Genomic DNA, 13173 nt, shown 5'->3' with positions numbered 1-13173 from the left:
AAATATATTTTAAAATTAATTTCTTAAATTTATTTCCTTAGAATAGCTTATATGTTTTTCTAAATTTTCATCATCGATAGCTTTTAAAGACTCATCATAAAATACTACTTTTATTGTATTAATTTTCTTATCATCTTTAAATAATGTTACAATTGAATACTCATCTTCCCACTTTTGTGATTCTAGCTTAAGTCTATCTCCATTATTATCATATACCTCAACAATATAGTTTAATACCTCCGTATCTTTAGGATGATTTGTTAAAATTTTTATTTCAAATGGAGTTTCATAAACTTTACTTACTCCTATTCCCTCTTTATTTATATCATCAACATTAATCTCTTTAGTAAGTGATTTATCAACTTTAACTGGCACTTTAAAATTCCAACTTCCTTTAAATTCTTGATCTTTTTCTCTTTCACTGTTCCATGAAGATACTATTAGTCTTTTATAATTTATTTCAAAATCAAATTTAACAGGAATTTCCATATTCAAAGTAGTTAAATCATATTTTTCAACGCCTACAAAAGTATGCTCATTTATATATTTTCCTTCTAGTCCTGCAATTCCACTATTATCTAATTTTTTTTGTGTAAAACTAACTTTAGAATATGATTCATCTAACATTTGAGTATTTACTATTTCTTCAGCTTGTTCCTTTGTTAAATCATAGTCTTTCACTGGGTCATAATCATAATTTATATATTTAAAAGGTTCCTCACTTTCAACAATATAAGTTACATATAAATTCTGTCCATCACAAAGAATTTCTGATAAAGTTATACCAACTCCATTATCATAAACAGTTTGATTAACCTCTGTTGCATATTTAGAGTAATCACCTTTATTCAACATTTCATTTTGTATTTTTTCAAAAGCATTCTTAATTTCTGGTATTCCATAAGTTAAAGTAGTTGTACCAAGCCCTAGTATAGTAACTATAGCAATCCCTGCCGCAATATTTTTAAATACTTTTTTATATCCTTTACCTTTCCTATTTTTCTTTTTATCTTCCTCAGCCATACTTATTGCATCATCTATAATATTATCTAAATTATCTGGTAAATTTATCTTATCTAAACCTTTTTTATTCATTCAAATAGCCCTCCTTTAAAACCTCACCTAAAGCTTGTTTTGCTCTTCTCAAATAAGTTTTAACTGTGTTTTCTGGAATTTCCATAACCTTTGCAATATCTTTTATTTTCATATCATTAAAGTACATCATAATTATTACTGTCTTATAATTATCATTTAACAAATCTATTGCATTATATAAATCTAATTTTTCTTCTGTTGATACTTCAGATTTTTCTTTTATTATGGGTGTACTTTTATCTAATATCTCACTTTTTCCTTTTTTCTTTAGAAAATCAATTGATACATTTATTAGAATTCTTGTTATCCATGTATTAAAGAATTTTGCCTTTTTTAATTTTTCAATATTTAAAAACGCTCTATACACTGTTTCGTGTATAACCTCAAGAGCATCTTGTTCCTCCTTAACATATAAAAAAGCCATTTTATACAAATATTCCTTATTATTTTTTATAAGAATTCCAAAAGACTCCTTATTTCCTTTAATTGATTCTTTTATTAATTTAATTTCACTTAATTCATTTTTTATATCTATATCTAGATATGATATACTCATAGTTTTTCCCATCTTTCTCCTCCTAACCAAAGCTTTAACATCGATGCTTACATACATTAGTCTTTTTAAGTGGTCAGAAAGTTTCAAAAAGTTTCTAAATTTTTGTTTCAAATAAATATTTTAATTGATTTTAAAATACTACTAACTAAACGGCCTTTATATAATTCTCCTCAAGTTAGGTCTGAGGTGCTAACTAAAAATCAACATTCACCTAAGGCATAACTAAATTAAAAGGTATTTATTACAAAACTATACTAATTATAAATTAGATAAATAAAAAAGCATATTAAGATTATATAATCTTAATATGCTTTTTATAATTTTTATTTTATTCTTTTATTAAACCTTCTTGAATTAAGAAAGTTTTAGCAACCTCTTCTGGTGACTTTCCTAAAACATCTACCTGATAGTTTAAATCAATCATAGTCTGTTCATCTATTTTTCCATTTAAAGAATTCAATACATCCTTTAACTCTGGATATTTTTCTAAAGTTTTATTATTAACTATAGGTACAGCACTATAGTTAACAAAGAAATTCTTATCATCCTCTAAAGTTTTTAAGTCAAACTTTTTAAGAAGTCCATCTGTAGAGAAAGCATCGATAACCTGTGACTCTCCACTTGTTAAAGCTGAATATCTAAGACTTCCATCTAAAGATTTAACATTTTTAAAATTCATTCCATAATGCTTTTGTAATCCAACTAAACCATCTTCTCTATTTTGGAACTCCATAGTTGGTGATAGTATTAAATCACTACTATGCTTAGCTAAATCTGATATGGTATTTATTCCATACTTATCAGATAACTCTTTTGATATAGCCAAATTATAGGTATTGTTAAATCCTACTGGATCTAATAATGTTAATCCATGTTCACTATCCATGTTTTTCTTTATATCTTCATAATAATCTACACTATTATCAATATTTTTTTCTTTCATAACATTGACAAGTAATGTACCAGTATAGTCAACATACATATCTATGTCCCCTTTTTCAAGAGCTCCAAAAGCAACAGATGTTCCCCCTAGATTTAACTTTCTTTCTACCTCTAAATCTGTCTTATCCTCAACTAAATCTGCATACATATTTCCTAAAATAAGCTGCTCTGTAAAGTTTTTTGAACCAATAACTATTTTATTTTTCTTACTTGATAAGAATGAAGAAACTCCCATAAACAAAATAGCTATTGCCATTATCACTCCTATGATTTTAAGAACAAAGGTATTTTTCTTTTTATCCTGATTATTTAATCCTTTTGGTGTAACAGCTACCTCTATTTTTCCAAAAATAAAATCAACTATTAAAGCTAAAATACAAGCTGGTATAGCTCCTGCTAAAATCATATTATTATTTACTGTTTGAACTCCTGAGAATACTAAGTATCCAAGTCCACCAGCACCAATGAAGGCCGCTAAAGTCATAAGACCTACAGCAGTAACTGCTGATATTCTTATACCAGACATTATTATTGGTAATGCTAATGGTAATTGTATCTTAAATAAGCTCTGATTCTTAGTAAGTCCAATTCCTTTAGCTGATTCTAATACCACAGGATCTATACTTGCAATTCCCGTGTAAGTATTTTTAACAATTGGAAGTAATGAATAAACTACTACCATAAAAATCGCTGGTGTACTTCCTATTCCTAGTATTGGAATAAGTAATCCTAATAAAGCCATTGAAGGAACGGCTTGTACTAAATTAACAAATCCAATAATCGGCTTTCTTAAAAACTTAACCCTAGAAACAATAATCCCTAAAGGTATTCCTATAACTATAGCTATTCCTATAGCTGCAAGTGTTAAATATATATGTTGAACTAATAAATCTAATATCTGAGTTTTTTGTGAAACTATATATTGTAATAAATTATTCAAATATATTCACCTCCATATCCAAGAACTGATCACTTAATATTGAAAGTAAACTACTTCTTGTTATAAGTCCTACCAGTTTCTCCTCTGCATTAACAACTGGTATGAACCCTACTGAATTTTCATTCATTATAGTTAAAATATCCACTAAACTATCCTCTTCATTAACTCTAAGTGGATTTTCACTCATAATTTCTGAAAGTGCTCTAGATTTTTCATTTGTAGTCTTTATATCCTTAAAGGTAACAATACCCTTAAGGATATTTTCTTTATCTACAATTAATAAACTATCTACCTTATTACTTCTCATTATTTCAATTCCTTGTAATATGGTTCTTGCACCTTTAACAGAAACAGGATTTTTTATCATTATATCCCTAGCTTTTATAAAATCTGGGTTATTCCAAACTCTATCTGATCCTATGAAATCTCTAACAAAATCATTTGCTGGATTTCTAAGAATATTTTCTGGAGTGTCATATTGAGCTATTCTTCCTCCATTCATTATGCATATCTTATCAGCTATCTTTAAAGCTTCATCCATATCATGAGTAACGAAAATAATTGTTTTCTTTAATTCCTCTTGAATTGTAAAAAGCTCTTCTTGAAGTGAAGTACGAGTTATTGGATCTAAAGCACTAAATGGCTCGTCCATTAAAATTATCTCTGCATCTGTTGCAAAGGCTCTGGCAAATCCTACCCTCTGTTGCTGTCCTCCACTAAGTTCTGATGGATATTTGTTTAAATAAATTTCTGGATCTAATCCAACCATATTCAAAAGATCTATAGTTGTCTGTTCTATTTTCTCAATTTCCTTATCCTTCTTAAGTCTTGGAATAAGTTCTATATTTTCCTTAATAGTTAGATGTGGAAATAAACCATTATTCTGAATTACATATCCAACTTTTCTTCTTAACTCAATTGGATCTTCTTTAGACAAAGGTTTTCCATTTATAAATATTTCACCTGAAGTAGGTGTTATTAACTTATTAATAAGCTTTAAAGTAGTGGTCTTACCACATCCACTAGAACCTATTAAAACAACTAAACTTCCTTTATCAATAGTTAGAGAAATATTATCTAGTATCTTTCTATCCCCAATTTGTTTAGATACATTTCTTACTTCTATCATTAAAAAACCCCCTTTTCTACTGCCAACTTTTATTTTTATATCAAGTTGCCAGTTCATTGTAACATGATATAAAGTTAAATGCAAATCTCAATACATCTAACCTTAAACTTGTTATCTAAAATTTACTACACACTGAATGTCATCTTCTTTCACATTAATAGTTATATTTCCTCATTTAAAAACTATTAAATATATAATTTAAATAATAAAAAAACACTATTATATAAAACAGTGCTCTACATAATAAAACTATTTATTTTTAACATCTTTTAAAATCTTCTTCACATCTTTACTTGTTTTTCTTTTATTTTTTTTATTTTTACTAAATTCATTACAAATTTTATATATTAACAAATTAATCCTCCTTTAAATATCTAATTTATTATTTTTATAAATCATATTTCTTTATTTTATTTATTGTTTATTTCAGGCCTAAATTTAAGCATTAAAAATCATCTAGTTTCTCTCTTGAGTTAACAACTAGCATGAATATATTCTATTTTTATCAATCAAAACTAAACTAATCAAATATTATTATAAATAATCTCTAACTAGCACTTTATTATTTTAATAAATGGTCTATAAATGTTCACTAAATAATCCTATATAATTAGAACTATCCTAAATTAATACTATATTTTAAAATCATTTACTGGATTTATAAGAATATTTTAGGTGTTATATTATTTTCATACCATTTATCATGTTTTTATAACTTTTATTAAAACATTAGTATAAAATAATATCTATAACCTATTGAAGTGAAAAATCTTCTCTTTTGAAGTGAATTACAATTTACCGACTTGTAATTTAATTTGTATATTTTCTCTCTCTTCTATACCTTTTTAAACCTGAGAACAAACTCTAAACTTTATTTAATTATTAAATATAAATTTTTTATATTTTCCAATCAGCTTTTTAAACCCACAAGCTGAATTCATATTATAACATATAACACAAACAATTGCAAACATCCATTCTCTTTTCTTATATAACATTATATTTCAATCCATCATTTATCCTAAACTAAACCTAAAAAGCTTAGTAATTATACCTTTAATCTTAAAATAAAAGCCTGTATTTAAAATTCACTCTAAATACAGACCTACTTATTTTATATACTAATCTATTTAACTTTGTACATTATAGATTCATAAGGTCTTAAACTTAATCTTCCTAAGTCCATCCCTGAATCATTGTAATTACTTAGTAAAATCTCTGGATCTTTTTCTAACTCTTCTTCTAAAGAAAACTCTGCTGGATTTTCTTTAAAATTACATACAACTAGTATTTTTTCTCCATTTAGTTCCCTTGTGTAAGCAAATACATTTTCATCCTCAGGATTTAATAATTCATAATCACCATAAATTATGGTTTCACTATTTTTTCTTATGTCAATAAGCTTCTTATAGTGATAGAAAATTGAATCTTTATTTTCTAATGCTTCTTTGGCATTTATAGTTTTATAGTTTGAGTTTACTCCAATCCAAGGTTCTACAGTTGAAAAACCACCAAATTCTGAATCATCCCATTGCATTGGTGTACGAGCATTATCTCTTCCTTTAGCATAAATAGATTCCATAATATCTTCATGTTTATATCCTTGAGCTATTCTTTCTTTATACATATTATGAATTTCTATATCATCATACATGTCTATAGATTCAAACCTTATATTAGTCATACCAAGCTCTTCACCTTGATATATATAAGGAGTTCCTTTCATTCCATGGAGAAGTGTTGCAAGCATTTTTGCACTTTCAACTCTATATTCTTTATCATTTCCCCATCTTGAAACTATTCTTGGTAAGTCATGGTTATTCCAGAATAAGCTGTTCCATCCATCTCCATCTAGCTCAGTTTGCCACTTAGATAAAACTCTCTTTAAATCTCTTAAATCTAGAGGTTTTAAATCCCACTTTCTCTTTCCAGGAATTTTATCTAAACTTATATGTTCAAATTGAAATACCATGCTTAATTCATTTCTCTTAGGATTTGAATAAAGCTTAGCAACCTCTGGAGTTGCTCCCCAAGTTTCCCCAACTGTTAACAAATCATGTTTCCCAAAAGATTTTTCATTCATTTCTCTTAAATATTCATGAAGTTTTGGGCCATTTTCCTTTATCATTTCATCTGGAACCTTTCCGATGAGATCAATTACATCCATTCTGAATCCACCAATTCCTTTTTCTATCCAGAAATTGATTAAATCCCAAACCTCTTTACGCACTTTTTCATTTTCCCAGTTTAAATCTGGTTGTTTCTTACTAAATAAGTGTAAATAATATTGTCCTGATGCTTCATCATATTCCCAAGCACTTCCCCCAAAGGTTGAACCTAATTCATTTGGTTCCTTACCATTAACTGGATCTCGCCAAACATAATAATCTCTATACTCATTATCCTTTGACTTTTTAGCCTCAATAAACCATTTATGCTCATCAGATGTATGGTTTACTACTAAATCCATAAGAATTTTTATTCCTCTTTCTTTAGCCCCCTTAAGAAGGTTGTCCATATCTTCCATAGTACCAAACTCATCCATTATGTCACAATAATCACTTATATCATATCCATTGTCATCATTAGGTGATTTATATACCGGACTTAACCAAATAACATCAATTCCTAACTCTTTTAAATAATCAAGCTTTTCTCTTATTCCATTTATATCACCAATTCCGTCATTATTACTATCATTAAAGCTTCTAGGATATATTTGATATACCACTGAGCTATGCCACCATTTTTTCTCCATTCTCTTCTCCTCCTATGCAACTCCAAACTTGTACGTATATGTTATCTCCATAATATAATGTAAAGGTTTTTCTGTCAACAAGTAATTTATGAAACAATTTATAAATCTCATTTCTATATCTAAGCCTTTTATTAAATAAATTAGGCTATGCTTTGATTTACTTCTTTAAAACATAGCCAAATACTTTTAAATTATATGATTAACCTTTGTTACTAAAATATATACTCTTTACTACATCATCGATCTTTTCAACAGCTTTATCTTCAGCCTTAAACTTTTGTTCTATACTAGAGCCTGTGCCGTCAACTAAAAGCTGATGAAATTTCTTTATCCCCAAGAATTTCATTATATCTTCAACATAGTTTAGTCCTATATTTAATCCACCCTTAGCAAACCAAGGTATCTCTCCACCTGAAGATTGTATATAAACCATTTCTCTCTGCTTATCATCTAATAATCCTTTTACTTCATCTTGAGAAATTTTTATTGTTATCTTATTTTGCACAATACAATCTATGTACTCTTTTAAAGGTGCTGGGAAAGATAATGTCCATAATGGTGCTGCAATTACATATAAATCTGCACTCTTAAATTGTTCGCTTAATTCAATTATTCTCTTAACTTCTTTTTTAGTTTGTTCATCTAAATCAGGTTTTTCACCATCAACTACACAACTTCTTCCTGAAAAATGTTTATCCTCTAATCTAGGTATAAAGTCTTTATATAAATCTACTTCTTCAACCTCGAATTCAGGATTTAGTTCTAAAAACCTACTTACAAAAGCTCTTCCAATTGTTTTGCTTGATGAAAACTTTTCTGGTTTTGAATTCACTGTAATATAAAGTAACTTTTTCATATGCTCACCTCATTTAATTTTCTAAAGTAACTTCTTATCTTATCTTGTGATTTTTCTTACTTTTTATTAGTATCTATATCAAAAAAATTTAGTCTTTGCTCTTTAAATAATTTTTTATATCTTAGATAAACTAAAAATATAGTTCCTAAAAAACTCGATTAAATTCTTCTAAAATTTAATTGATAAAAATTATTACTTCATTGTTGACAAAAAAAAATTCAAGGAGTATATTAGTATTATACCCCACCCCCTGGGGGTGGTTAATTTAATTAAAGGAGGCAAACTGTTATTTCTTCTTATTAATGTTAAATTTATAGAAGAAATTTAACAGCTAATTATTTTATGATAAATAAATCATTAAAAATAAAAGGCATGAGTTGTGCCGCTTGTGCTGCTAGAATCGAAAAAGTTCTAGGAAAAGTCAATGGCATATCAAAAGCTAATGTTAATTTTGCAACAGAAAAATTAAACTTAGAATTTGATGAAAACCTAATAACATTTAAAGAAATAGAAGAAAAAATCAATAAACTTGGTTTTTCAATAGTTCAAAATACTAAAAAAGAAACTTTTAAGGTATCAGGTATGCATTGCGCTTCATGTGCAGCAAAAATTGAGAAAACATTAAATAAACTACCTGGAATTTCTAATGCATCAGTTAATTTAGCTAGTGAAAATCTTCAATTAGAATACAACAAAGATGAAGTTTCAATAAATGAAATTAAAGATAAAGTAAAAAAATTAGGCTTTGAATTAAAAGGCAATAATCAATCAGCTTCATTTAAAGTTGAAGGTATGACCTGCTCTGCCTGTGCAGCTAGAATTGAAAAAGTAACAAGTAAAATGGATGGTGTAGAAAAATCAAATGTCAACTTTGCAAACTCTACCCTAAACATAAACTTTGATAAAGACAAAGTTTCTATAAACGACATAAAAGCTAAGGTCGAAAAACTAGGATATAAACTTTTAGATGCTTCACAAGAAGATGAACATCAAAAAACTAAGGAAAAAGAAACTAAAAAAATGAAAAATAGACTTATATGGTCAGCAGTGTTTACTATTCCACTATTTATAATTTCAATGGGACATATGTTTGGTCTTCACTTACCTCATATAATAGATCCAATGTATAACCCATTAAATTTCGCACTTATTCAGTTTGTTCTTACAACTATAGTTATATTCATATGTAGAGATTTCTTCATTCATGGATTTAAAAACTTATTTATGAGAAGTCCAAACATGGATTCCTTAATTGCTATAGGTGCTGGTGCCGCATATGCTTATGGAATATTTGCTATATACCATATCTATATGGGAGATAGTAATTATGCAATGCAATTATATTTTGAATCAGCAGGAACAATACTTACTTTAATAAGCTTAGGTAAATATTTAGAAACTTTAACTAAAGGAAAAACATCTGAAGCAATTAAAAAATTAATGGGATTAGCTCCTAAAACTGCTACTATTCTTGTTGATGGAAAAGAAAAAGTTGTTTCTATTGATGATGTTCAAGTTGGTGACTTAATTCTTGTTAAACCTGGTGAAAAACTTCCTGTAGATGGTGAGGTTGTTGAAGGATATACATCAATTGATGAAAGTATGCTAACTGGTGAAAGTATTCCAGCAGAAAAAAATGTTGGAGACACTGTGTTTGGTGCTAGTATCAATAAAAACGGAAGAATTGTTTATAAAGCTACAAAAGTAGGTAAAGATACTGTAATCTCTCAAATAGTTAAGTTAGTTGAAGATGCTCAAGGTTCTAAAGCTCCTATTGCTAAATTAGCTGATACAATTTCAGGTTATTTTGTGCCTGTAGTAATTACCTTAGCTGTTATTTCAAGTTTAGCTTGGTATTTCTCTGGTGAAAGTAAAATCTTCGCTCTTACAATATTTATATCTGTCTTAGTAATAGCTTGTCCATGTGCTTTAGGATTGGCTACTCCAACAGCTATTATGGTTGGTACAGGTAAAGGAGCTGAAAATGGAATTCTTATTAAGAGTGGTGAAGCTTTAGAAACTACTCAAAACTTAAATACTGTAGTATTTGATAAAACAGGAACAATAACTCAGGGAAAACCTAAGGTTACAGATATTATATGTGAAGATTTTTCAAAAGAAGAACTTCTTATAATAGCTGCCTCAGCTGAAAAAGGTTCTGAACACCCTCTTGGGGAAGCTATCGTTAAAGATGCTGAAGAAAAACATCTTACTTTAAAAACTGTTTCAAACTTTGAAGCAATACCAGGTAAGGGAATTGAATGCTCTATTGATGATAATTTAGTTTTACTAGGTAATCAAAAGCTTATGAATGAAAAAAATATAGCTCTTGGAAGTCTATTAAAAATTTCTGAAGAATTAGCTTCAAAAGGTAAAACTCCAATGTTCATTGCCCTAAATGGAAAGATAGCTGGAATAATTGCCGTTGCTGATACAGTAAAGGAAACAAGTAAAAAAGCTATAGAAACTCTTCAAAAAATGGGACTTGAAGTTGTTATGTTAACAGGAGATAACTTGAAAACTGCTAAGGCTATTGCAAAAGAAGTTGGTGTAGATAGAGTTATAGCAGAGGTTCTTCCTCAAGAAAAAGCTGAAAAAGTTAAAGAACTTCAAAATGAAGGCAAAAAAGTTGCCATGGTTGGAGATGGTATAAACGATGCCCCTGCCCTAGCTATTGCTGACATAGGAATGGCAATAGGCTCTGGAACAGATATAGCAATGGAATCTGCTGACATAGTTCTAATGAAAGGTGATATTCTACATGTTGTTGGAGCTATTCAATTAAGCAGACAAACAATGAAAAATATAAGAGAAAACTTATTCTGGGCATTTGGATACAATACCTTAGGTATCCCAGTAGCTATGGGAATACTTCATATATTTGGTGGTCCATTACTTAACCCAATGATAGGTGCTCTTGCTATGAGCTTTAGTTCAGTATCTGTATTACTAAACGCTTTAAGATTAAAAAGATTTAAACCAAATTATAAATAATATTTTTAAAATATTATTTATTTTAAAAATCTAATTATAAACTTTAAAATCCCTTAAACCTTAATCACAATAAAAAAACAGAGTCAAAAGACTCTGTTTTTTTTTATTTTAATTTATTATTATTTATTAACTTGTTGAGCATCTACAACTAATAATGGAATTTTGTTTCCATCAGCATCTTTTATGTTATTTAAGTTTATAACTTCTTTATAAACATTTCCTAAAGCATTAAACTCATTACCCATAGCTTCTGGATCTACTTCTAAGTTAACAACAACTTTCTTAGCATCAGTATATCCACCGATTTCATTTTCAACAGCAGTTTCAACTGAATCTAATTCAAATGTTACTTTTCCATCATTTTCTAATGCTAGTGGTGATAACTCAGTTGAGAAGCTTACATTAAATACATCATCAAAAGTTATTCCATCTTTTAATTCAAGGTTTAATAACTCTGGATTTATTTCAACTGTTACATTTTGCTTTAAAGTTCCAACGTTTTGAACTAAGAAATCTCTTGCAAAAGTATCTCCTGGTCTAACATTTTTAAATGAATTTCTATTATCTTTGTTTAATATTTCTGAAGTTTCATCTTCAACTGTCCATCCTCTTTCAGAATCAATAACTTTAACATCTAATGTACCCATAGTAAGTTTTATGTCTCCATTTACTTTAGCTTGATCTGTGAACCAAGCGTATGATCCAACTGCTCCTACCATTAATGTACCTGCTAATAACATTCCAATTACTTTTTTCTTCATAAAAATTCTCCCCCAAACATTTCATTTTTATATACATAATATATATACTTAATTTAATCGACTACATAAATATTTATATTCACTACCATCACATAATATTACTATTTTTCTATTTATTTACATCAAGTTATAAATTTATTCATTATCTAGCTGTTCTAATATTTTTAGATTCTTCAGTTGATAACTCTCCATTAGAATATTTAGCAGCTATTTTAAAGTTATAAATAGTATTTCTATTTAATTTTGATGCTACGAACTCAGTAGTATCAGCTGGAAGTTCCTTTATTTTCTTTCCATCTTTATAGATTACATATCCTTCTAATCCTTCTATAGTTTCTGGTGCATCCCATATCAACTTAACATCCTTTTTATTTATATCTGTAATATCGAAGTTTCTAACTGGATTTACAACTATAACTCCTGAACCCTGTTCCTTAACCGTAACTTCTTTATTAACAAGTTCTAATTCATGGGTACTTCCATCCCCAGTTCCAATTAAAGCAGTTGTTATTTCTAATACCTCAACTTCTGAAGAAACCTTTGGAGTTAAATTAACCTTAACTAAATTTGATGTTTTTTCTATTTCATTTCCTAAAGAAGCCACTAATATTCTAACCTTGCCAGGCTCAACCTCTTTACTATTAACAAATAAAGTATCACTAGCTAAAGTCACTTCATTTAAAGTAAATATTTCTGGATTATATTCAAACATATATTCTGCTGAATATGCATCCTTATCCTCTGCTAAATCTTCTACTCCTAAAGAAACATCAAAAGCAGTTCCCACCTCAACTTCACTAGATACGCCTAAAGATGAATTACCTATAGTTATTTTAACCTCTTCACTTTGCATTATTACATCATTATCACTTGAAGCTGGATTTGCCTTTACTAAGTACCCTCCAGTACTAGAAATAACTAAACCAGCTACAAGTGCTGCTATTATTTTTTTACTTTTCATCAACTCTCCCCCTAAATTTAATAATTAACCTCATTATTATGTATACGTTTCAAAGACTATTAATATGACTAAAAATATGTAAAATATACTCTTTAATTCATAAAAAAATACTTTTCACCCTTTTTTTTCAACATTTTAAGATACTTTAATTCTAAAAATTATAAAATCTCTTTATTATCTT

At 28.2% G+C, this 13173-nt stretch carries 9 protein-coding genes; 1 reads left to right on the top strand and 8 read right to left on the bottom strand.

Translation table 11 applies throughout. The annotated features are described in order from the left end of the window. Positions 1-15: 15 nt before the first annotated feature. The 6 genes from AC2A4K_RS03485 to AC2A4K_RS03460 all read right to left on the bottom strand — a co-directional run bounded on the left by AC2A4K_RS03485 (position 16) and on the right by AC2A4K_RS03460 (position 8276). A complete protein-coding gene (locus AC2A4K_RS03485; RefSeq protein ID WP_322504360.1) occupies positions 16-1095 on the bottom strand; it encodes a DUF4179 domain-containing protein in 1080 nt (359 codons plus the stop codon). Then, the gene (locus tag AC2A4K_RS03480; RefSeq protein ID WP_322504361.1) at positions 1088-1663 is read right to left on the bottom strand and encodes a sigma-70 family RNA polymerase sigma factor; all 576 of its coding nucleotides are present in this window, start codon (positions 1661-1663) and stop codon (positions 1088-1090) included. Before AC2A4K_RS03480 ends, AC2A4K_RS03485 begins: the two co-directional genes overlap by 8 nt. Positions 1664-1979: 316 nt before the next feature. Next, entirely contained in the window at positions 1980-3533 is a 1554-nt protein-coding gene (locus AC2A4K_RS03475; protein ID WP_322504362.1) for an ABC transporter permease/substrate-binding protein, read from the bottom strand. Beyond that, a complete protein-coding gene (locus tag AC2A4K_RS03470; RefSeq protein ID WP_322504363.1) occupies positions 3526-4662 on the bottom strand; it encodes an ABC transporter ATP-binding protein in 1137 nt (378 codons plus the stop codon). Before AC2A4K_RS03470 ends, AC2A4K_RS03475 begins: the two co-directional genes overlap by 8 nt. Positions 4663-5788: 1126 nt before the next feature. Then, positions 5789-7420: a glycoside hydrolase family 13 protein gene (locus tag AC2A4K_RS03465; protein WP_322504364.1), complete on the bottom strand. Its 1632-nt coding sequence runs from the start codon at positions 7418-7420 to the stop codon at positions 5789-5791. A gap of 199 nt (positions 7421-7619) precedes the next feature. Then, positions 7620-8276, bottom strand: coding sequence for an FMN-dependent NADH-azoreductase (locus tag AC2A4K_RS03460; RefSeq protein WP_322504365.1), 657 nt, complete (start codon positions 8274-8276; stop codon positions 7620-7622). Positions 8277-8618: 342 nt separating this feature from the next. Here AC2A4K_RS03460 and AC2A4K_RS03455 point away from each other — a divergent pair, with 342 nt between their 5' ends. After that, positions 8619-11270, top strand: coding sequence for a heavy metal translocating P-type ATPase (locus tag AC2A4K_RS03455; RefSeq protein WP_322504366.1), 2652 nt, complete (start codon positions 8619-8621; stop codon positions 11268-11270). Between the two features lie 119 nt (positions 11271-11389). Here AC2A4K_RS03455 and AC2A4K_RS03450 read toward each other — a convergent pair whose 3' ends face one another. Further along, a complete protein-coding gene (locus AC2A4K_RS03450; protein ID WP_322504367.1) occupies positions 11390-12031 on the bottom strand; it encodes a TasA family protein in 642 nt (213 codons plus the stop codon). 142 nt (positions 12032-12173) lie between these two features. Further along, positions 12174-12992 (bottom strand): cohesin domain-containing protein, encoded by an 819-nt coding sequence (locus tag AC2A4K_RS03445; RefSeq protein ID WP_416173358.1) that lies wholly within the window; start codon positions 12990-12992, stop codon positions 12174-12176. Positions 12993-13173 lie beyond the last annotated feature (181 nt).

The organism is Clostridium sp. LIBA-8841 (assembly GCF_057782475.1).
Note: the sequence above shows the minus strand (reverse complement) of the source record. Positions and strands in the feature narration are given on the sequence as shown.

Bases quoted from the DNA above. Each gene is read 5' to 3' on its own strand.
- AC2A4K_RS03455 (WP_322504366.1), top strand. From the start codon at position 8,619: ATGATAAATAAATCATTAAAAATAAAAGGCATGAGTTGTGCCGCTTGT.
- AC2A4K_RS03470 (WP_322504363.1), bottom strand. From the start codon at position 4,662: ATGATAGAAGTAAGAAATGTATCTAAACAAATTGGGGATAGAAAGATA.
- AC2A4K_RS03465 (WP_322504364.1), bottom strand. From the start codon at position 7,420: ATGGAGAAAAAATGGTGGCATAGCTCAGTGGTATATCAAATATATCCT.
- AC2A4K_RS03460 (WP_322504365.1), bottom strand. From the start codon at position 8,276: ATGAAAAAGTTACTTTATATTACAGTGAATTCAAAACCAGAAAAGTTT.
- AC2A4K_RS03480 (WP_322504361.1), bottom strand. From the start codon at position 1,663: ATGGGAAAAACTATGAGTATATCATATCTAGATATAGATATAAAAAAT.
- AC2A4K_RS03445 (WP_416173358.1), bottom strand. From the start codon at position 12,992: ATGAAAAGTAAAAAAATAATAGCAGCACTTGTAGCTGGTTTAGTTATT.
- AC2A4K_RS03485 (WP_322504360.1), bottom strand. From the start codon at position 1,095: ATGAATAAAAAAGGTTTAGATAAGATAAATTTACCAGATAATTTAGAT.
- AC2A4K_RS03450 (WP_322504367.1), bottom strand. From the start codon at position 12,031: ATGAAGAAAAAAGTAATTGGAATGTTATTAGCAGGTACATTAATGGTA.